General features: G+C 29.2%; 20 protein-coding genes. 10 read left to right on the top strand and 10 right to left on the bottom strand.

Translation table 11 applies throughout. From position 1 onward, the window contains the following. Positions 1 to 9: 9 nt before the first annotated feature. The 4 genes from HW119_RS13790 to HW119_RS13775 all read left to right on the top strand — a co-directional run bounded on the left by HW119_RS13790 (position 10) and on the right by HW119_RS13775 (position 5,001). Positions 10 to 1,377 (top strand): RagB/SusD family nutrient uptake outer membrane protein, encoded by a 1,368-nt coding sequence (locus HW119_RS13790; protein ID WP_177765332.1) that lies wholly within the window; start codon positions 10 to 12, stop codon positions 1,375 to 1,377. A gap of 2 nt (positions 1,378 to 1,379) precedes the next feature. Continuing rightward, complete coding sequence (locus HW119_RS13785; protein ID WP_177765330.1) at positions 1,380 to 3,923, top strand: alpha/beta hydrolase family protein; 2,544 nt, start codon at positions 1,380 to 1,382, stop codon at positions 3,921 to 3,923. Positions 3,924 to 4,039: 116 nt separating this feature from the next. Beyond that, positions 4,040 to 4,279 (top strand): hypothetical protein, encoded by a 240-nt coding sequence (locus tag HW119_RS13780; protein ID WP_177765328.1) that lies wholly within the window; start codon positions 4,040 to 4,042, stop codon positions 4,277 to 4,279. Beyond that, on the top strand, positions 4,267 to 5,001 hold the full coding sequence (locus HW119_RS13775; RefSeq protein ID WP_177765326.1) for a hypothetical protein: 735 nt from the start codon (positions 4,267 to 4,269) through the stop codon (positions 4,999 to 5,001). The genes HW119_RS13780 and HW119_RS13775 overlap by 13 nt, the downstream gene beginning before the upstream one ends. Before the next feature lie 42 nt (positions 5,002 to 5,043). Here the strand turns inward: HW119_RS13775 and HW119_RS13770 are convergent, their stop codons facing one another. The 6 genes from HW119_RS13770 to HW119_RS13745 form a co-directional block, all read right to left on the bottom strand. Next, on the bottom strand, positions 5,044 to 5,328 hold the full coding sequence (locus HW119_RS13770) for a DUF6520 family protein (RefSeq protein WP_255497923.1): 285 nt from the start codon (positions 5,326 to 5,328) through the stop codon (positions 5,044 to 5,046). Between the two features lie 285 nt (positions 5,329 to 5,613). Then, positions 5,614 to 5,964, bottom strand: coding sequence for a four helix bundle protein (locus HW119_RS13765; protein ID WP_177765322.1), 351 nt, complete (start codon positions 5,962 to 5,964; stop codon positions 5,614 to 5,616). A gap of 179 nt (positions 5,965 to 6,143) precedes the next feature. Next, positions 6,144 to 7,190 (bottom strand): hypothetical protein, encoded by a 1,047-nt coding sequence (locus tag HW119_RS13760; RefSeq protein ID WP_177760573.1) that lies wholly within the window; start codon positions 7,188 to 7,190, stop codon positions 6,144 to 6,146. 43 nt (positions 7,191 to 7,233) lie between these two features. After that, positions 7,234 to 7,647 carry a MauE/DoxX family redox-associated membrane protein gene (locus HW119_RS13755; protein WP_177765319.1) on the bottom strand — a complete coding sequence of 138 codons (414 nt, stop codon included), beginning with the start codon at positions 7,645 to 7,647 and terminating at the stop codon, positions 7,234 to 7,236. Positions 7,648 to 7,744: 97 nt separating this feature from the next. Continuing rightward, a complete protein-coding gene (locus HW119_RS13750) occupies positions 7,745 to 8,650 on the bottom strand; it encodes a helix-turn-helix domain-containing protein (protein ID WP_177765318.1) in 906 nt (301 codons plus the stop codon). A 3-nt stretch (positions 8,651 to 8,653) separates the two neighbouring features. Continuing rightward, a complete protein-coding gene (locus tag HW119_RS13745; protein ID WP_177765317.1) occupies positions 8,654 to 9,028 on the bottom strand; it encodes a hypothetical protein in 375 nt (124 codons plus the stop codon). Positions 9,029 to 9,216: 188 nt separating this feature from the next. Here HW119_RS13745 and HW119_RS13740 point away from each other — a divergent pair, with 188 nt between their 5' ends. Further along, a complete protein-coding gene (locus HW119_RS13740) occupies positions 9,217 to 11,595 on the top strand; it encodes an aminotransferase class I/II-fold pyridoxal phosphate-dependent enzyme (protein WP_177765315.1) in 2,379 nt (792 codons plus the stop codon). 31 nt (positions 11,596 to 11,626) lie between these two features. Further along, a complete protein-coding gene (locus HW119_RS13735; RefSeq protein WP_177765313.1) occupies positions 11,627 to 12,466 on the top strand; it encodes an RteC domain-containing protein in 840 nt (279 codons plus the stop codon). A gap of 1,418 nt (positions 12,467 to 13,884) precedes the next feature. Here the strand turns inward: HW119_RS13735 and HW119_RS13730 are convergent. From HW119_RS13730 to HW119_RS13715, 4 genes are all read right to left on the bottom strand, one after another. Beyond that, positions 13,885 to 14,703: a YoaK family protein gene (locus HW119_RS13730; protein ID WP_177765311.1), complete on the bottom strand. Its 819-nt coding sequence runs from the start codon at positions 14,701 to 14,703 to the stop codon at positions 13,885 to 13,887. Between the two features lie 12 nt (positions 14,704 to 14,715). Then, positions 14,716 to 15,207 (bottom strand): hypothetical protein, encoded by a 492-nt coding sequence (locus HW119_RS13725; protein ID WP_177765309.1) that lies wholly within the window; start codon positions 15,205 to 15,207, stop codon positions 14,716 to 14,718. Between the two features lie 97 nt (positions 15,208 to 15,304). Continuing rightward, positions 15,305 to 16,684 carry a sensor histidine kinase gene (locus HW119_RS13720; protein ID WP_177765307.1) on the bottom strand — a complete coding sequence of 460 codons (1,380 nt, stop codon included), beginning with the start codon at positions 16,682 to 16,684 and terminating at the stop codon, positions 15,305 to 15,307. Continuing rightward, complete coding sequence (locus HW119_RS13715; RefSeq protein ID WP_177765304.1) at positions 16,677 to 17,387, bottom strand: response regulator transcription factor; 711 nt, start codon at positions 17,385 to 17,387, stop codon at positions 16,677 to 16,679. The genes HW119_RS13720 and HW119_RS13715 overlap by 8 nt, the downstream gene beginning before the upstream one ends. 1,234 nt (positions 17,388 to 18,621) lie before the next feature. On the opposite strand from HW119_RS13715, the gene HW119_RS13710 reads away from it, so the two are divergent. From HW119_RS13710 to HW119_RS13695, 4 genes are all read left to right on the top strand, one after another. Next, positions 18,622 to 19,287 (top strand): hypothetical protein, encoded by a 666-nt coding sequence (locus tag HW119_RS13710; protein WP_177765302.1) that lies wholly within the window; start codon positions 18,622 to 18,624, stop codon positions 19,285 to 19,287. A gap of 621 nt (positions 19,288 to 19,908) precedes the next feature. Next, positions 19,909 to 20,682 carry a sensor histidine kinase gene (locus HW119_RS13705; RefSeq protein WP_177765300.1) on the top strand — a complete coding sequence of 258 codons (774 nt, stop codon included), beginning with the start codon at positions 19,909 to 19,911 and terminating at the stop codon, positions 20,680 to 20,682. Beyond that, on the top strand, positions 20,675 to 21,340 hold the full coding sequence (locus HW119_RS13700) for a response regulator transcription factor (RefSeq protein ID WP_177765298.1): 666 nt from the start codon (positions 20,675 to 20,677) through the stop codon (positions 21,338 to 21,340). Before HW119_RS13705 ends, HW119_RS13700 begins: the two co-directional genes overlap by 8 nt. 302 nt (positions 21,341 to 21,642) lie before the next feature. Further along, positions 21,643 to 22,431 carry a DUF2589 domain-containing protein gene (locus tag HW119_RS13695; protein ID WP_218620369.1) on the top strand — a complete coding sequence of 263 codons (789 nt, stop codon included), beginning with the start codon at positions 21,643 to 21,645 and terminating at the stop codon, positions 22,429 to 22,431. Positions 22,432 to 22,468 lie beyond the last annotated feature (37 nt).

Below are 22,468 nucleotides of genomic sequence, written 5' to 3'. Positions count from 1 at the left end.
TTTTAGATTATGAACTTACCAAGATATATGATGCTTAGTTTTAGTTTATTGATAATAAACCTAAGCTGTAGTGATTTTTTAGAAACAGATTTGCCAAAAGATCAATTGGATCAAGTAAAGGTGTTTAATGATGTTGCAACTGCAGAAGCAGCAATGAATAATGTATATGTGATGTTAGTTGAGGGAGGATTTTTAAATGGTAATACAGCAGATAATCCATTTCTGATGGCGTGTTATACGGATGAATTAGAGGTGGTCTCAACTCAAAATACCGATCCTAGAAAATTCTATGACGCCGTTATTCTTGCTGATAATACAGCTGTGAAAAGACTTTGGGACACAACCTATAAACAAATTTATACGACTAACAATATCATCGAAGGAGTTGAAAGTTCACCGAATCTTTCAGAAGCTACAAAAAATAAGTTGATTGGAGAGGCGATAGCAATTCGTGGAATGCTACATTTTTATTTAACGCAAACTTTCGAAGACGTGCCGTATATAAAAACAACAAATTACAATTTAAACAAGAGTATTGCAAAACAAAGTACAAATGAGGTTATGAATTTAGCCATAGCTGATTTAAAAGAAGCCGAATTATTATTGAACGATGAGGTTGCTAACACAGAAAGAATTCGAATCAACAAACCTGTAGTTCAAGCTTTCTTGGCTCGTATGTATTTGTATCAAAAAAAATGGACAGAATCTTTACAATATGCAAACTTAGTTATTAATAACCCACTTTTTGAATTAGAACCTATTGAAACCTTGTTTTTAAAAGAAAGTAAAAGTGCCATTTGGCAATTAAAACCAACTATTGTCGGTTTTAATACTTACGAAGCGATGTCTTATATATTTACAGCAAATCCGGCTCCGATTGCACAACTTTCGCAAAGTCTATTGAATGATTTTGAAGTAGGTGATTTACGCAAAACACAATGGGTGAAATTTGTAGGTGACACAGGTACAAATGCTCATGCTTTTAAATACAAACAAAGAGGTTTTTCTACACCAACAAAAGAATACTCGATCGTAATACGTATAGAAGAAATGTATTTGATTGCTGCTGAAGCAGAAGCACAACTAGGGAATTGGTCAAATTTTAATGATTATTTAAATGCTATTCGTACAAGAGCAAACATACCAGCTCTGAATATTACAGATAGTAATTTAGCAGAAAATGCCATTTTAAACGAACGTAGAATTGAGTTTTTCTGTGAGTTTGGGCATCGTTTTTACGACCTTAAACGAACAAATAAACTAATGAGCTTATCTGCAGTTAAACCTAATTGGATGGATTATTTCAAAAATCTTCCAATACCTCAAACAGAAATTTTGTTAAATGGTAATTTAAAACCACAAAATACAGGATACTAATTATGAGATTTTTAAAACAAATAGTAATCTATATGTTTTTGATGCTTTCTTGGTCTATGATGGGCCAAGAAACATCAAATAAATCAGAAATGATTACGACAGAATTTGTAAGTGATTCAGGCAATATCATTGCTTACAATCTCACTGTAGCAAATAAGAGTCATTTTATAATAAAAGATTTAGCTACCGTAAAAGAATATAAATTGGAAATAGGTTCCAAAAAATTTTATATAAATGATTATCTGGGGGCTATTTATGATTTTAAAAATAAAGAACTGCATTTCATTGATTTTAAAACGCAGCAAATAAAAGTGTTGCAAAATATTGGAAAGCTTGATATTTTAAAGAATCTAGATAGGTTGGTTTATATGGAGTTAAAAACCAATATGCTGTCGATTTTAGATCTTAAAACATTTAAAACTACTTCATTTGATAAAGTTAAATTTTTTAGTTTAAGTCCCAACGAAAGTAAACTTGTAATGATTGATGAAAACAATTCATCTGTACTCTTAGATTTAAAAACAAATAAAAAAGAGGTATTTCCAAATCTTGATAAGGTAGAAGACCCCATAAAAAAAGTTGTTTTTAATGAATTAAATAGCGTATTTTATTTGATTACCAATTCGGTTGATGATATGTTTGTTTATGAAGTTCAAAAGAACGATTTAAAAAAAATAGGTAAATATCCTATAGTAAATGAAGTCGAAAAAACAGTCATTGATACCTTGTTTAATGATTTACGATTGTTACCTAATGATGAATTGGTAGTTGGAGTAAAACCTTTACAGAAAAAACGTTCAGAACAAGATGCAGATGTTCAAATTTGGAGAGGCTCTCAAAAAGGATATACACCAAATGTAGATCATCAAAAAAATGCCACCAATCAAATCGCCTTAATAAATTTGAAAACGGGTAATTGGATGTCTTTAGCAGACATTAGTTTCAATCTGATTTTTAAAATCGATGAACAAAACCAAATTTATGGTTTTGATATGTTTGGTAACGATAGTTTATCTTTTTTAGATTCTGCAGTATCTATTTATAAATATGATTCTTATAAAAAATCTAAAATAAAAATTAATGATATTAATACTTTAAGTAAAAACATTTTTAGTTACAAGTCCTTTCATCCTTTAATCTTTTTTTGGAAAAATAATTGGTATTATTATGATGAATCACTAAACAAAAAAGTTGCAATTACAGCAAGCTTAAAAGATGATTTTTATAGTAAATATGTCACTTACACCAATGAAATCACAAACAATCCGATTAGTTTTCCTTTAGAATGGAATGAAAGAGGACTTTTTTTTACTTCTGAAAAAGACATTTGGTATTTTGATTTCAAAACGAAAGAAATAGAAAAAAAAACAAATGGTGATAATAAAGGTAGATCATATCAAATAGCCAGTGCTAATTATAATTTATTTTCAGAAAATTGGATTTGGTCTGCAATTCCACTAAATACAAATAATTATAAAGATTTGATTTTACATTATTCCACTTTAATGAATACGAAACAAGGGATTTCTTTTTTTACAGACAAAGAAAAGTTAATTGATTTAACCGAAGATCAAGCTGCGTTTACACAAATTAAAAGGTCAAAAAATTTCATTATTTATATAAAAGAGAAACCGAACAGTACACCAAAAATGTATGTATACGATATTCACAAACGTAAGGAATCTTTAATTTATGATAGTAATAGTTTTGATACTGAAGTTGAAGAGGTTTTATCAAAATACGAATTTTGGAAAAAAGAAAATGGTGAATTTGCTGGTGGTATTTTACGATTTCCCAAAAATTATAATCCTAAATCATCGAAAAAATATCCAGTAATAGTATTTGTTTATGATAAAAAATATCATCTTCAAAACACTTATTTTTCACCAGAGATGTTATCTGTTGCAAAAATAAATTTTAGAACTTTTATAGCAGATGATTATTTTGTTTTGGAACCAGATATTTATTATAAAGTTGGAGAAACCGGTAATTCTGCATTGAATAGCGTAAACGAAGTTATCGATTATTTTGCAGAGAAATATCCGTTAGATACTTCAAAAATGGGAATGTACGGTCATTCTTTTGGGGGTTATGAAACCAATTTTATAATTACACACACCAATCGTTTTAAAGCAGCGATTACAAGTGCAGGTGTTGCTGAAATAATCTCAGAGTATTTTAATTATAGCCAATATTCGTTACAACCCAATTTGTGGAGATATGAGAACCATCAGTTTCGTTTAGGCAAAAACTTCTATCAAGATAAAGAAATGTATATTAAAAATTCACCACTTTTTCATGCTCAAAATGTTGAAACACCTTTGTTATTAATAACTGGAAATAAAGATTATGTAGTGAATTGGCAACAAAGTTTATTGATGTTTAACGCTTTAAAAAAATTAAATAAAGAGGTGACTTTATTAATTTATGAAAATGAAGACCATTACATTCATAAAGAGAAAAATCAAAAAGATGTAAGCTTGAAAGTCAAACAGTGGTTTGATTATTATTTGAAAGATAAAGAAAAACCGAAATGGTTAGATTAGTTTATACAATTAAAACGATATTAATAGTGTTGGTTGTAAAATATTAACTTAAATTGGGGTTGATAAATGAGCACTTTTCTTTATATTTGTATAACTCACATATAATTAGGTGTCTTATGGATAAAGAAACAGATGTATTAAAATTAGAAAACGTTGAATTATTAAGTCGTTTGGCTAAAAAAGCGTCTAAAAAAGCTATGATTGTTTCTAAAGCATTAGATTTATCAGTCCAATATGTTCAAGGAAATCAGATAGTAGAACGCAATGCAAATGGTGAAATACGTATAATAAAAAAAATAGAAAAATTAGCACTTCCACAAGATCTTAAAAAAGGTGCCAAATTATGTCTAAAGTAAAACGATTACGTGTTTTTGCGGGACCTAATGGTTCAGGAAAATCTACATTATTTGAAACGATTGCATCCAAATTTAATGTAGGTGATTTTATTAATTCTGATTTAATTGAAAAAGAAATTTCTGAAAAAGGCTTTATTGATCTTGAAAGATATGGTTTAAAAGTCACTACTGAAGATTTTGAATTATTTAAAAAAGAACCAGCCTCAATAACTTTGATTCAAAAGGCATCTAGTAAAGGAAAATCTATTGATGTTAATTTGAAGGATAATGTTTTAATAGATAAATCAAAAGATACACATAGTTACGAAGCTGCTTTTATCACCTCATTTATACGCAAACAGTTATTAGATAAAGGAAAATCTTTTTCTTTTGAGACCGTAATGAGTCATTCTTCAAAGTTAAACGAGTTAATAGAAGCTAATTCAAAAGGATATAGAACATATTTGTATTTTGTCTGTATTGAAGATCCTTCAATTAATATTTCTAGAATCGAAAATAGAGTTGATAAAGGTGGACATCCTGTAGCTAAAGAAGATGTAGTCAGACGCTATTACAATACACTAAACAATTTAATTCCAGCTTTAAAATTGGTTGATAAAGCATACATATTTGATAATTCTACTCAAGATATGTATTTATTTACTCAAGTTAAAAATGGTGAAATAGAGATTGTTTCTGATAGCATTCCAAATTGGTTTATTACAGAATTATCAAAAATGTAAATATCTATAAAAAATAGGGCTGCAATCGCAGCCCATTTTAAATTAATTTTTAAAAAGTGTAAAACTACACTGTAAACCATCTTTAATAGGACTTCTATAATAAGTGACTCCCGAAATAGTACAGATATCTCCACTATCTGGATTACAATCAACCCACTCTAATTGACATTCTTGTCCTGGAGGCTGTGTAGCATCATAGTGATATCCGAACATAGCAGCTTCATCAGATTTCTCAAGCTGTTTTGCTGCATTTGATGCAAAAGCACCTACTACGCCTAGTACTATTACACCGAATGGTATCAAGGCTTTTTTAAAATTTGTTTTCATAATATTAATTATTTAGTTGGTTTACTCTTTTATACAGGTTTTCAACCGTTAATCCCTGCTATTGGCCAATAGATTTTATTTAGTGAATAGGGAGTTGGGAGTAGGGAATTGGGAGTAGGGAATTGGGAGTAGGGAGTAGGGAGTAGGGAATTCCCTTTTTTCCCTCTTTCCCCTTTCCCCAATTCCCCTTTCCCTCTTTCCCCTTTCCCCAATTCCCCCTTTCCCCAATCATTCCCTCTTTCCCCAATCATTCCCTCTTTCCCCAATCATTCCCTCTTTCCCCAATCATTCTCTCTTCCTCAACGAAGCAATAAGCTTTATCAGCATTTTTTTTATAAGGGTTAGATTCTGAGTCAAAATAGAAGTAGAGGTACAATAGGTTAATCGATTCGAAATTTCTAACAGGCATTCTATTTCAGAAATTGAGCCTAGTGAAATGTAAAGAAATCGGATATATTCTTTAGTTGAGTTTTTAGAAACCCCCTCAGCTATATTGGTAGGAATAGAAACAGCTGCTCTTCGTAATTGGCTGGTAAGTCCGTATTTCTCTTCACTAGGAAAATCAGCCGTTATTTGATAAATGGATATAACAAAATCTAACGACTTTTGATAAACTTGTAAATCTGTATGCATCATAATAATATTATTTTAAATTTATTCTCTCATTCCCTCTTTCCCCATTTCCCCATTCCCATTTCCCCATTTCCCCATTCCCCGAATCATTCCCCAAATCATTCCCATTTCCCCAAATCATTCCCATTTCCCCAAATCATTCCCATTTCCCCATTTCCCCATTTCCCTATTTCCCCATTTCCCTATTTCCCCATTCCCAATTCATATTTAACCAACTCATTCCCAACCAACCCAAAGAAATAGGAATCATTCAATACAAATTCTTTGATTTTATCTTTTTGGTGGTCGTAAGCATAAAAGCTATACAAGTATTCGTTTTTGTTGTAATCGTAGACATCAATAATACTGGCTTGATTCCACATACTTTTGGGTTCATTCTTACCTAATAATTCCGATTTTATGTATAGTTTACCATTGTACGCGTAGGTTTTGGCATTCACTTTATGCGGTGGAGCACTCATTTTACGATCGCCATTAGCTAATTGGGAAACTTTAATTTTGGCTAGGGTAGTGGTGTCAATGGTTTTGCCTTGAGTAAATGTGTTAGATTGTGAATGATATACTAAATATTGATTTCGATACGTGTAGGTATAAATGCCTTGCTGTGTTTTTTGGTCGGTAACCAATTGTCCGTCGGTATCAAAAACACCATCGATTTGTTTTTGTAAAGCATTTTCATAAAGTTCAAAAGTTACGGTATCAGTGACTAATAGCTTACCTAAAACATGTTCGCCGTTACTAGCACGCTGACTCCTAAATAAAAAGGTATTTTCTGTTAGAGGTTGTAATAGTGAAAAGTAGATGGTTTCGGTCATAAATTTATGAGCATACCAGTTGCTTGTATTTCCTTTGTAGATGATGGGGATGCTTCCGTCGCTTACAAAAAAAGTATCATTTTGTACACGAACTAATAAACTACGGAAAGAACGTTCGGTTTCATCGAGCTTTATTTGATGTTCTACTTTTGTTTTTAAATCCTTAGAAATGGCAGTGATTAATAAAGGAGCGGTATAATTTCCTAAATAAATGGTATCTTGGGTTAATCCAGCTATATAATATGAATTGACTCCCAAATCTAAATACTCTGCTTTATCAATGTGATGCGGCATAAACCGTCGAACAAACGGATTTTCTTTTTTCATCAAATGTTCTGATGTGAAAAAGAGAATCAGCACCAAGGTTGTTGCTAGGGTTATGGTTAAAACGATATAGATTATTTTTTGTTTCATGTTCTTCTATTTATATGTTATATTTACTCATTCCCTCATTCCCTCATTCCCTCATTCCCCAAACAATTCCCCAAACAGCAACCACACAAACCCCTAGATTGAACCATAAGTGTTCCGTCCATCCCATTTTTTCAAGTACACCACCACAAGAGCAGGGTACAAACGGACTGTAATTTAAGATGAGGTAGATGTAAACGGTAAAGGCAGTCATGAAACCTAGAAATAAATAAAGCCCTAAAGTTCTGCTTTTGGTAAAGCAAAGCATTAGGGCTATAATAAGTTCACCAAACACAACACCGTATGCAATTGGTGTGGCAAAGGCGCTTAATAAAGGAGATTGTGCAATTTGAACTTGAAAGTTTTCAAAGTCAATAAGCTTACTAACTGCTGCATATACAAAAAGTATAATAAAGAAGTAGATACAAACAAGATTACTAATTTGTTTAAAATTACGCATGGCTTTACATTTTGGGTTTTGTAAAGTTGCTTATTGTAAATTTTAAAAAAATGTATTTTGGGTATAAAAAAAAGTATGATAGGTATTTTTTTTAATTTTAATTAACCACTTCTTGTGCTTTTAAACGAACTTGATTGGGAAGAAGGTGATAATGTCTTTTAAAAAATTTCACAAATGACGAATAGTCGTTATAACCCACCATATAAGCGATCTCTTTAAATGCCAAAGTACCCGTTTCAATTAAGATTAAAGCATGTTTCATTCGTATTGAAATGAAATATTCGTAAACATTGCATTGATATTGTTCTTTAAACATTATTTTTAGTTTATAGGAATTGATACCAAAATCTAAACTGAGTTGTTTAAGGGATAATTTTTGATTGAGAGGGTACGAATCGATATACATTTTAATTTCTTCGATGATGATTTCGTAACGCTTGCGTTGTTTTAGTTTGGAATGATTACGGTTTGTTTGGTTTAGTGATGCTGCATTTTTAGATTCGATATATAATTGGTATAAATTAATAATGACAGCATTTCCTTGTTGTAATATTTTGATATTAAAAAAGAAAAAATCATCAAATAATAGCATATTGGGCTTTAAAATAGATAAGGATTGATTTGGTTTGGCAAAAAATTCTTCAATGTAATTTGCGCTTGATTTGTCAATGATATTAAAAAGAGAAAGCCCTTTAATTTGATTAAGTTTTACATCAAAATCGGTTAAAAAGGATTCGCAAGTATTTTTAATAATGAAGTCCTTGTTCAGAAACAATAGGTAATGTTTGTGGAGCTTCTGAAAATCGTTTGGTTTAATAAATGAAAGATGTAATAAGCGTTCACTTAATTCTTCATTCATTAAATTAAAAATAGATTCGAGCGATTCAAAATCATCTTTTCTATGGTGTATTTTTAAAGTTTGACCAACTTTTCCAGCTCCTAAGCTGATAAAGGCATCTAGCATATTATGCCATCTTTTCTTAGATATTTTAAATTCAATCATAGTTTAAAGGGGTAAGGTTAAATATTTTTCAGCTTCTTTGATACTCATAAAAATGGCTGTAGGTACTTTGGGTTTATTTATATTGATATAAAAACGCGCCATATGATATAATGGAATATTTGTCGAAACAAGAGCGACTTGCGTTAAAAGACTAGAACCGTAAATAGATAAATACCTACGGGCTTCACTATCAATACTTAGGATGTCAGAAACATCGCATATTGCTTTATATTTTGTAAAAGATTGTAAACGTAATCGGTCAGCAACTAAAGCAAGTGCAATTTCATGATTGATGATTAAATCTTTTTTAAAACGAACATACAATACGCCTTGTTTTAACTCATATTGAGCTAGGTTATTTTCGTAATTTTTGTTCATATTGTTATAAATTTAGATGTAAATCTGTTTATTTTGTAAAAATATTAATGTTTTTTGTATTATTTGGTTAAATTTTATCTTATACGTGTAAGATAGGTATAAAAAAAGGTATTAAAAGTATTTTTTTGACTTATGTTGATGGTTTAGACTAGTTTAATTTGCAATTTTAAAGTTCTAATTTTTTTATTATGGCTAAAATTAATCACAACAACCCATTTAAAACCATCAGCGATTTGATTGAAAATGCTAAAGAGCAACATACGGTACATTTGTATGCAGAAGATTCGTTTTTAAACGGAAATTCGCTACAAATAAAAGGTAAAAAATGTTGGCATTTTGCAACCACCGGGTATTTAGGGTTAGAACAAGATATACGTTTAAAAAGCGCAGGAGCTGAGGCTATTATGAAATACGGAACCCAATTTCCCTTGTCAAAAACATATATCTCACATCCCTTATATGCTGAATTAGAAGCATTACTTAAGCAAATGTTTGGGCAAGAAGTGATTATTTGTAAAAACAGTACGTTAGCACATTTGGGAATTATACCCCAGTTAGTAGATTATGATGAGGTTGTAATTTTAGACCATCAGGTACATTGGAGTGTGCAACAGGCTTGTAGTATGCTTAAAAATAAAGGATGTGTGGTAGAATTAGTGAGGCATAATAATTTAGAACAATTAGAAACGTTATTGATAAAATACAGACGAACCAAAAAGAAAATTTGGTATATGGCTGATGGTATTTATTCTATGTTTGGTGATCGTGCTCCTATCGAAGAATTGAAAAATTTATGTAAAAAATATAGCGAATTGCATTTGTATTTTGATGATGTACATGGTATGAGCTGGAAAGGAACTCACGGCACAGGCTTTGTAAAAGCACATTTTGATGTGGTACCACCAAATGTTACTATAGTGGCAACTTTAAGTAAAACCTTTGGAGCAAGTGGTGCGGTTGTAATTTGTGGCGATGCAATAAAACATAATGAAATTAAAAATTTTGGAGGTCCTTTGACCTTTTCAGCTCAATTAGAACCTGCAGCTGTAGCGGCAGCTATTGCTTCGGCAAAAATTCATTTGTCTGAAGAAATTTACAAACTCCAAGATACTTTAAATCATAAAATAGCTTTGGCTAATGATTTATTTACAAAGTATGACTTACCCATTATTTCGTTTGCCCATACACCTGTTTTTTATTTGGGGACGGCTTTACCCCAAACGGCATTTAATTTAGCGAATTATTTACATGCCGAAGGTTTTTTTGTAAATCCAGGTATCTATCCTGCTGTTCCAATGCGAAATGCTGGTTTAAGAATCACGGTTTCTAACCACAATGCAAATGAACAAATAACTGATTTAATAACTTGTATTGCTCATCATTTTCAAGAAGCTTTAAATAAGACCAATAATTCAAGAAACTTAATCGAAAAAGCTTTTAAAATTAAAGTGTCTGATGATAAAACGGATGCTGAAACGAAATATGTTTTAAAAAGTTGGAATTCGATTTCTGAAATTGAAGAGGAATTATGGAACGAAGTATTGGGAAATGAAAATGCGTTAGATTATCAAGGTTTTACATGGCTCGAAAAAACCTTTAACTCGCTCGATACTTCGAATATAAACTATATGTCTTTTAAATATTATGGTTGGTTTTTAGATAATGAGTGTGTTGCTTTAACCGCTGTTACCGAATCAATTTGGAAAGAAGATGTTTTGGCTACAGCATTTGTTTCTGATAAAGTAGAACAAATTCGAAAAGAAAATCCGTTGTTTTTATGTGCTAAAGCTTGGTCTATTGCGAGCCCATTTACAGAAGGCAAACATTTGTATATAAAAGATAACGATACAAAAATTTTAGAAGTAGTTGTGGATGATTTACTCAAAATTTTTGAAGCTACTGATGTAAATAAGTTCTTTTTTAGAGATTTTGACTTGAATAAAAAAGAAGAACAACTTTTTTTTAATAAAGGTTTGGTCAAAATTCAGATGCCCGATACCTGTATATTTAAATGGAACCGAGAGACGGATATAACTAAGTTACTTTCCAAAAAAGATAGGAGACATTTTAAAAATGACATACGGCCTTTTATTGATGTTTTTGATTTAAAAAGTAAAAAATACCTGAATAATGAAGAGTTAGATGATGCTTATAAATTGTATGCTCAAGTAAAAAATAACAACCTGGCAATTAATAATTTTATGTACGATAAAAAGGTATTCGAGGCGATGAATGCCCATCAAAACTGGGAGTTTATTGTAGCTACATTACCCAATACAGATAAAATTATAGGTTGTGTATTCTGTTATGTCAACCATACCAATAAATCATATAATCCGATTTTAATTGGTTTGTTTGACGATGTTGAATTACGTTTAAAATTATATCGACAACTTTTATATAAAACTATAACTGTTGCACAAAAAATGGAATTTGAAACTGTTTTTTTAGGGTTTTCTGCTGTTTTTGAGAAAAAGAAATTAGGAGCTCAATCCTATTCGAAATTTGCTTACGTTTTGGTGAAAGAAAATTTTGACACAGACCAACTATCAAATTTTGAGAATTAAGTTTTAGTATTTACCCCTTAACTTAAAGTGTATGTTACAGTCAAAAATTCAAGAGGTCATTAAAGATTGCTCTTGTGATGTTGCCCTATTTGAAACTTGCGACATAGCACAAGAAAGTAAATTAAAAAAACAAATAACATTAATAAAAACGGGTATTACCAAACTTAACCAATTGGTAAGAGATAATGAATTTGAGTCGGTTGATTTTGAAATTGAATTTTTTAAAAAACATAAACCTGAGTTGATTTCTGATTATCTTTATTTAAATCTATTACTGCGTTTGTATCAAGAAGTTCCGCAAATTGCTTTTAATGACATATCAGTATTCAAAAAATACAGTAAAGAGGCCTATACTTTTTTTAAAACCGAACCGTTTTTTTATAATTACTTAAAGCAAAACGATTGTAGTAAAGACGATTTGTTTTTTAAACGTCTCGAAACTACGTTAAATTATTATTCACCCAATCATTTGTTTTCAGACATCCGAAGCACTTGCTCTCATGGCTTACTAACTGCAAAAATGAAAGCTTATGAAAAATGGTTAGCGTTTTGTAACAAAAAAATAAAGGCAATTAAAAATCAAAATACAAGCAAAACCTCTACAGTAGAAGTTTCTCCTTTGGTTTGGCAGGCTCATAAGGTAGATGCTATTGAACTGGTTTATGCTTTATACTACTCTGGGGCTGTAAATGTGGAACAATGTACCTTACAAGAATTGGCTTTACAATTTGAGAAAATATTTAATATCGAGATTTGTTCGCAATTGTACCGCGATTTCTTAGATATAAAACGTAGAAAAATTGATTCGACTCGCTTTTTAAATAAACTGGCTGATAAATTGAAATTTAAGATTGAACAAGGGTATTTTTAGGGAATAGGGAATAGGGAATAGGGAAAAGAGAATAGAATTTGAAAATGAGTTGATTTAAAGATTTGAAAATGATTTTCCGATTTAGAATTCAGCTTACAGCATATAGCTTACAGCCAAAGAATGTATAATTAATTTGAAAATGAAATTAAATATTCCGCAGAATAGATTATTGAGTACAAGCAAAAACGTTCATTAGAATAGGGAATAAGGAAATAGAGAATCGGGAATTCAATTTGAAAATGTAATAATTTGAAAATTTGAAAATGAAATTAAATATTCAGTAGAATCGCAAACCCGACATCGAAAAGAAATACGTTAAGAAAATGAAGCTTTTTGCGTAAAGAATCATTTGGCTGACTGAAGCTTTGAAAAAGCAAGATTCAAATGATTTAGCAAAATGCGCGCATTTTTAGAATTTCTTTTTGCAGTCTTGATCTTTTGTAACTTTTGGATCAAGCCAAAAGTTAAAGCAAAATGTAACAATCTAAAACGTACTATTAAAACCATTACAAACTCTTGAAAACTAGATGCGATGCTTTCCAAGTCAAGTTTGACAAAATAGAATATTTAGTACAATCAAAACAAGTTCATTGAAATAGAGAATAGGGAAAAAGAGAATCGGAAAACGAATTTGAAAATTTAAAGATTTGAAATCATATTCTGATTAAAAAAACGGTATACAGCCTATTGCCTAAAGCTTAAAATGAATATTTAATTTGAAAATGAAATTAAATATTCCGCAGAATAGATTATTGAGTACAAGCAAAAACGTTCATTAGAATAGGGAATAAGGAAATAGAGAATCGGGAATTCAATTTGAAAATGTAATAATTTGAAAATTTGAAAATGAAATTAAATATTCAGTAGAATCGCAAACCCGACATCGAAAAGAAATACGTTAAGAAAATGAAGCTTTTTGCGTAAAGAATCATTTGGCTGACTGAAGCTTTGAAAAAGCAAGATTCAAATGATTTAGCAAAATGCGCGCATTTTTAGAATTTCTTTTTGCAGTCTTGATCTTTTGTAACTTTTGGATCAAGCCAAAAGTTAAAGCAAAATGTAACAATCTAAAACGTACTATTAAAACCATTACAAACTCTTGAAAACTAGATGCGATGCTTTCCAAGTCAAGTTTGACAAAATAGAATATTTAGTACAATCAAAACAAGTTCATTGAAATAGAGAATAGGGAAAAAGAGAATCGGAAAACGAATTTGAAAATTTAAAGATTTGAAATCATATTCTGATTAAAAACACGGTATACAGCCTATTGCCTAAAGCTTAAAATGAATATTTAATTTGAAAATGATATTCCGATTAAAATGCGGTATATAACCTAAGGCTTGAAATCTTAAGAATGGTATTTAATTTATAATTTTTTAAAAAAAATCAACTTAAATTAATAAGTTGATTTTTTTTTAAGATTTAAATATAGTTTGAGTAGTATTGTTTTGTTGTTTAAACCTAATAAGAAACAAAACTATTGGATCATTCCTTTTGTATATTTTATGATATCTAAATTCTGTACTGAAATGTCGAGCATAAATCTTATAAAAATCGTAAACTATAACAACTAGTAAACAAACAGAAATGAGATAAAATATGTAAAATTTAAAGTAATGATAAAAAATACCTGCAAATATAGCACCTAATAAATAAGATATAACTATAACTAAAAGTACTTTGGCTCTACTTACAAGTGCTTTGTTTTTTCGATATTTTTTCATTGTAAACATCGAAAATAATATACCTAAATCTGTAGTGGTACCTGTAAGATGCGTTGTTTTAATAGCAAAATTTGAAATACTAGCTGTTAAGCCATTTTGTAATCCGGTTGAGAAAAGCATCAAAGCAACAAGTAATTCCGTTTGATTTTGTTGACCACTATAATATTTATTACCATAATAACCAACAAAGATTAAGCATATGATTTCCAAAACCAATGGCAAGGCATGTGCAAGATATTGGTTGAATTTAGTTACATTAATTACAATTAAATTCGATAAAAAATTACCAAGAAAAAATAAAATTATCCAAAGAGCTACAACGCCAACTTGCCCCCAGTTTCCCTTACTTATTTCTGCAGATAATATGGCATAATGTCCTGTGATATTTGAAGTGAAATTCAAAAATATTATTAACGATGCAATATTTATAGTACCGGCAGTAAATGCAGTAAGACCACCTAATTTTATATTGTCTGATAAAGTTCTACTTGTACTAAATTTTCTTAACATAAGATTAAAATATTATGAAAAGAAACCTGCAAGTCTCTCTTTTTCAAATGATTTTATAGGCGTTTCTATTTGAATTTCATATTTTGGTAATTCACATTTTTTAATATTTTTATTCAAGCAGAAAATATTTTTTAAAGTACTTTTGGGTTTGGTAGCACTAAAATAAATTTCGTCAATTTTATTACAAGATATAACTTGATTAAAACGCGATTGAAAATATCCGTTGTAAAGTATAAATTTTGAACTTATAAAATACTTGGCATATTTATTTTTTAAAATACCTAGCGCTTCATTAAATTCGTTAGTTTTTAGCTTTTGAATAATCGAAGCGTCAGACTGAAATAAAAGGTCACGAATAGAATCGCCTTTATCATAACCTGTAATAAACACAATATGGTAAGTTTCTTCAAGTTGTTTAGATACAGCTTCGGATAAAAGAGTTTTTACAATGTTTAAAGATTCTAATGAAAAATCTGTTGGAATTAAAATATTTTTTGTCTTCATTTTTATGTGTTATTTATTATGAAGACAAAGCTATGTTCGTGAAATTAGAATATTATTTAAATGAAATTAAAATGCTATTATAGAAATTAAAATGAGATTAAAATTCTTGTATCGTCGGAATTTTAATTTCTACAGTTGTTCCTTTTTTAACTACAGAATTTACAATCACTTCACCATTATGCATTTGAATGATGTTTTTGGCAAGAGGTAAACCAATACCATAACCTTCATAATTTTGCGTATTAGAGGCTCTAAAAAACGGATCGTAAATTTTATTCATATCCTTTTCGGGTATACCTATTCCGTCATCTTTCACAATAATATAGACATGTGTATTTGTAGCTCCTAAAGCAACCTTGACTTGTTGGTAATTTGAATATTTACAAGCATTACTAATAATATTAGAAAGTGCTAAGTGTAGCAATTGCTCGTTGCCTTTTACCTTTAATTTTTTAGGATTATCAGGTATCATACTTAAGTCAACAACAATATTATTTTTATTATTTAAACGTTTTAAAGTTTCAATTACATCCCAAAGCAATTGGTCTGTACGAGTTAAATCCATTTTTTGAATTTTACCATTAAATCCAGTTTGGGCTATTAATAAAAGTGCATTTAACTTTTTATCTAACTTTTCGGCTTCGTTTAATACAATTCCTAAAGTTTGTTTATAACTCTCTTTATCTCTTTCTAAAGCAAGTGAAACCTCTGCTTCGCCCATAATTGAAGTCAGTGGAGTTCTTAATTCATGCGATACATTTCCAATTAAGTAATTTTGTGTTTCAAAAGAAGTTTCTAATCGATTAAGCATATCGTTAAATGTATCAATCAAATCACTTAATTCTTTGTTGTAATTTTCATTAGCTAATCGTAAGTGTAAATTTTCGGTGCTAATTTGCTTTACTTTTTTAGTGATAACTCCAATTGGTTTATAAAGTGTTTTAGATAGATAAAATGAAAATATAGCCGAAAAAAACAAAGCTAATAACAAGCATATCAATAAGGTTTTTTCTAAATAATTTAAATAATAAACAACATATACATTTTCAGCCTTAACAACTGCTATATATTCCTTGTTATCAAATAAAAAACGTTTAGCTACAAAAGAATAAGTATCATTATTAAAAGTTGCGTATTCTTTTTTATAAACTTCATTAAAAAAATGATTAGGAGCATCTATGATTTTTTCAATATTTTCTAATTGTTTTTTATTTTGTATCTGTAATATATAGTCTTTTTCTTCTGGAAGTTCTGACTTACCAATGATTTCATTTACAATGTTTTCAAAGTTTGTTGGAAATTGATTGTTTGATAAAATAAGCGTTTCAATTCTAATTTTTAATAATTCATAAAAACGTTCGTGAGAAAACCGAACAATAGAAAAGTAAACTAAAAAACTAAAAATGAATAATATGGTTGATGAAGCAATCGTCAACATCAACATGGTTTTTATTTGTGTTGATTTAAATTTAATCATGAGCTGTTTTTAAAACATATCCCATACCAATTACCGTATGAATAATGCGTTTTTCTTTTCCAAAATCTAATTTTTTTCTTAAATAGTTTACATAAACATCAACTACGTTTGTACCTAAATCATAATTAACTCCCCAAACGGCATCCAATATTTCTGTTCGAGATATTACTTTACCAGGATTCTGTAAAAAATACATTAAAAGCTTATATTCTGTCGAAGTTAAATTTATTTCAAGTCCCTCTCGGGTTACTTTTTTATAGTAATCATTTACAGTTAAGTCGTCAAATTTGTAAATGTATTTATTGTCAATTAAATCTTCTTCATTTGTACCAATCACATGATGCGTTCTTCTAATCAACGATTTAATTCTTGCTACAAGTTCAACAAATTTAAAAGGTTTTACTAAATAATCGTCTCCGCCACTTTCTAAACCAATCACAATATTTTCTGACGATCCTAAGGCAGTCAAAAATAAAATAGGAATTGTTTTATTATTTTCTCTGATTTCTTTGCAGACTTGTAAACCATTAATATCTGGAAGCATAATGTCTAAAATAATCAAATCAAAATGATGCGTATGAACCATTTTAAGTGCAGTTTGACCATCAAAAGCTACTGAGATTTCATAACCCAATTCTTGTAAACCTTTCTTAATAAATGAAACTACACTAGATTCGTCTTCAACTAAAAGAATTTTTTTCATCAAATGCATGCTTTTTGTTTTCTAAAAGCAAAGAAAGTAAACTTTAGTTATTTTAATAAAGTAATTTGATTTTTTTTATCGATAACTTAAACGAATATAGTCGAAAGGATGTTTTGAGATTAGGGAGCTTGGGATTTTTAAATTTGAAAATGAGGATTAGGTTAGAAGGTACTAAAGTTATAAGGTAAGTGAATTTGTAATTAGTGACAAGTAATAGGTAACGAGTGACGAGGTGGCTGGTAACGAGGTGAGTAAGTATAATAAGGAGTAGGGAATCGGGAATAGAATTTGAAAATGAGTTGATTTGAAGATTTGAAAATGAAATTAAATATTCCGCAGAATCGCAAACTCGACATACAGTATAAATACGAGAGTCTAAAAGTTGAGAAAAGCGTAAAATCAAAAGGTGTTTATTCGAGCGTTAATATTTGTTTTCGTTCTCATGAATACGGTGCCTTTCACTTTCTGTATTAAAGAATCATATATAGCATAAGGCTTGTATTTGAAACGAAGTGAGTTCTTTTGATTTAGCGTTCGAAACCCTTTAGACCGTATTTAGACTGCGTCGAAGCACTTTGCTTCTTTAGTGCATTTAAAGAAGAAGAAAAAAGATAAGAAATTGTAATACGTACTATAATAACCAAATGTAGTCAGAAGGTAGAATCAAAACCCTTTGAAAAAGCAGTTTAAATTATTAAATAGATTCGTAATCCAGACATTAAAAGTAATTGTTCTTTTTAATGTTACCCTAAACTCGTTTTACTTCGTATAGTTCGCAAGCTCGGGTCAGGGTCTCATAAGCAAAGGAAATGCGATGCAGCATCAAGTGCAGCAAAACAAAATACATTATTTAATAGGTTAAATCTTATTTATTGAATAGCGAATTTAAAAAAGAGAATCAGAGATTTATTATGAAATCTAATAATTTGGAAACAAAACATAATTTAAACTAAAATAAATAAAAAGTAAGATGTGATTTTGTAGTGTTGACAACCATTAAAAGTAAAATGTAATGTATTTTTAATATGCAATTTGTTTAAATAGAAAAAAATAGAAATTACATAATTATATTTAGTGAAATTATCTATTTATTGTTGTTTTTTTAATTTAAAAAAAATTAAAATTAATAAATTAGACAAATTTTTAAAGAGTCAGTATGATTTGTTAAAATGAATAAAATCAGCTGAATTAATAAAATTTTAGAACTGCATTTTTAATTTTAAAAACTATACGAATGAATTTAGAAACTAACAAAACAATGAAAGAGATTGTTACGAATTTACAAAATTGGCAAACACATAAAAAAGATGTGGATTTAATGAATGATTTATTAAGTAAAGCAGATTCTTTTAAAATTGATTATAAAGTCGCTGAAGATAATTCAGAATCGTTTCATTTATATCCTGCTTTAGTAATTTTTGAAGACGAAAATCAAAATAAATCGTTTGAACTTGTTTTTTATATGATTTCAAAAAATAGAGATACGGATGAATTTTTAGATAAACATATAGAAACCATTGGAGAATTCATTAAAGAATTTAAAGTTATAAATAAGCAGTTGTTACAAAATACGCAGATTACTGAAGAAGAAGCTCAACTTAGAAAAGAGCGATGGAAGACCGATCTAAAGAGTTGGATAAGAGAAAATGAAATGTTTGAAGTATTTGATATTCCAAGTGAAGACTTTAATTTAAACGATGAAGTAATAATGCAAGGGCATTTTGGTATGAAAGTAGCCGAAGAGGATAAAGTATTATCAGCAACAGGCTTTTCTCCAGATATCATAATTCAGCAATTAAATCTAGATGGATCATCTACTTCATTTTTTGATATGGCTAGGCTGAGTCCTCCATTTGGAAGAAGAGATATTGAATTTGCATTGTTGAATAAAGCTATGTAATCTTTGAAGAACCTTAAAAATGAACGATTATTATTTTATAGCTGCTAAAATTACAGGGATTATAACTTTTATTTCGTTTATATTGTGCTTTATTAATGTTTATTTTTTCAAAAAATTGAATAAACATGATAAAGCACTTTCGTTATATATAATTTTTTGTTTTCTATTTGATTTATTTAATTACATTTTAGTTCAATTTAAATTTCCCAACATTGGTATGTTACCTTTATTTAATCTTACGGAAGTAATTTTACTAATGTATTTTTTTATGTTAAAGGGCATCAGTAAACGAATTTTTAAAATTGCTTTAATAACTGCCACGGTTATAAATTGCTTTGATTTTATAAGTTATTTATATATAGATAATTACATATTAAATAAAGGGAGGATATTTAATTCATTATTATTTGTAACCATTATTTTATACATATTAGCTAATAAATTAAATGATTTAAAAGATTTAAAACTTTTTTATATCATGCTTATTTATTTTACAATCAGTTTTATACAATTTTTATTGCTTGAATTTTTTATTTTTATTCCAGACGATTCAATTTTTATCACTTGGATTTTGTATGCAGTGATTGGTGGCATGTTTTATGTAAAAACAACACATTTTTTATGGAGAAGTACGAGAATTTTAAATACATAATCCCTTACACAGTCGTAATAATTTTATTTGTTGTTGGTTTGATATTTGTATTTATTAAAATTCATTTCAAAGCACAAAAAAAAATATTTATAGCTCAAATAAAACAAAATAAGTTAGAAATTAATCATCAGAAAGAACTATTGAATAGCATAATTCAAGTTCAAGAAGATGAAAGAAAAAGAATGGGACGTTTAATTCATGACGACATCGGAAATCGAATTCACATTTTGTCTATTTGTGTGCAACAGATTGAAATGAATGAATGTAGGAGTAAAGATATTTTATTAAAACAGCTTCCTTTATTAAGCGATGCTACCCGAACTCTTGCGCATGAGATGTATCCAGTAGAAATTGAATATTTAGGATTGATTGGTTTTTTAGAAGAAATACAAATTTCTCTTTTCAATAAGATTGATTTCCAAATTTGTACTTCTGAAAATTTTGAAATAAAAGATTTTCAAACTCAATTGCAAATATTCAGAATCATTCAAGAGTTTCTAAATAATGTGATTAAGTACGCAAATGCCACAGCTGTTACCTTATTTTTACGTCAAACCAATACGTATTTGAGTGTTTTAATCTGTGATAATGGAATTGGTTTTAATGCGAGTAAGGTAAAAAAAGGTATGGGGATGAAGAATATAGATTTTCGTGTGAAAGCACTTTTTGGAAAGCATAAATGGAAAAGTAAACCGAACAAAGGAACCTCCTTAATCATAAAAATTAAAAATAAAGATGCATAATAAAATAAATATTGGTTTAGTTGACGATGATTTAATTTTGTTAGAAGGTTTGGGCTTACTGTTATCTACAATACCAACTTTGAATATTGCATTTTCAACGACACAACCAGATGATGTGATTCGACAATTAACCGAATTAGATAGCCAAGTTTTTCCGAGTGTTTTATTAATTGATATTAAGATGGAACCTATAAATGGTTTTCAATTGGTAGAGCTTGTTAAAGAAATGTATCCCAATATAAAAATAATCATTTTATCATCTTACTACCGTCAAAGCTATTTAGGGCAAATGGTAAAACTTGGAGTTTCTTCTTTTTTACCAAAAAATTCTCCGAAAGAGTTATTGTTTGAAGCAATAAAACAAGTGGCTGAAAAAGGTGTTTTTTTTACAGAAAAAGAACAAAAACTTTTAATTAACTTTCTTCAAAATAAAAAATCTAGGTATAATGAAGAACCTGTTTTAACAGAAAGAGAAACTGAAGTTATAAAATTAATATGTAAAGAATTTACCAATCAAGAAATTGCAGATAAATTGTTTTTAAGTAAACGCACGGTTGAAACACACAGACAGCGAATTTTAGAAAGAATTGGTGCTAAAAACACGGTTGGTTTGGTTGTTTATGCTGTAGTTAATCAGATATATAATCCGCACGAATAGATTTGTAGTACGTATAAATACGGAATTTGAAATTTCGTATTTTATACTGATTCTTTTTTTTTTTGATTAAACGTACTTTGTCTTGTTCAAGTTTAATACTTGGGCAAGACATTTTTTTTTATTCTTTTTTAAGTTTAAAGTGCAAAATAATTAAGGCGCCTTAGAATTCATCAAATTTAAATGCTTTTATACTTAAAATTAGAATTAAATCGGATTATGAAGAAAACGTGAAGATTGTTTTCTAAAAAACATGGCGTATTCCGAAAAGCCTTATGAGTAGGATAAGTTTAAAATTATGAATTATGAGTGAATTAGCTAATATTGCTGAGCAATTTCAAGGATTACCAATGGACAGTTTAATAGGAGGTCCATTAAACGCTATAGCCGATGCAAATGGTAAAATGGCAAAAAGTCAAACACAGTTTATCCTCGAATCTGGTTTTAATATTTCTAAAAAAAATTTAGTCCGTTACCAATGGAACAATAATGCGTGGGAAGCCGTAAATGAACAAATTGCTGTTTATGATCCTATTATGATTAATTTATCTTTAAGTCGACCTTCTTTAGATGAAAATGGAAATCAATTATTAATTGATCAGTATGATGAAGCAACAAAGTCAACAAAAAAGGTTGCTGCTCCAAATGCAGAATTTACAATTAAAGTACCCTTGTTATCTGTGATTCCTATCAATTCTTTAGGAGTCCAATCTGCAGAGATTAATTTTGAAATGGAAGTTAAATCTAGCTCTGAAGAAAAAACTTCTGAATCATCTAAAAAGAATTCTGAAGGATCTGGTTCTTTTGAAGCTTCAATGGGCTGGGGACCTTTTAAAGTAAGTGTTAAAGGTTCTGCTAGCTATTCTAGCGAGGATGCTAAATCTAGAGATACACATTATCAAAAAAGTAATAATGCAAAATATACAGTAAATGTTAAGGCAGGGCAATTACCGTTACCAACTGGTATTACAACCATTTTAGATATTTATGCTAAAAATATTTTTCCTGTATCATCTGTAAAACCAGAGACATTATCAGAAAATACAGATAAAAAAGACAATAAGAAAGATGATAAAAAAGAAATTAAAGAATAAATCTTAATTATTTTTAAATATAAGTCACACAGATTTA

Source organism: Flavobacterium sp. I3-2 (assembly GCF_013389595.1).
Lineage (GTDB): Bacteria > Bacteroidota > Bacteroidia > Flavobacteriales > Flavobacteriaceae > Flavobacterium.
Note: the sequence above shows the minus strand (reverse complement) of the source record. Positions and strands in the feature narration are given on the sequence as shown.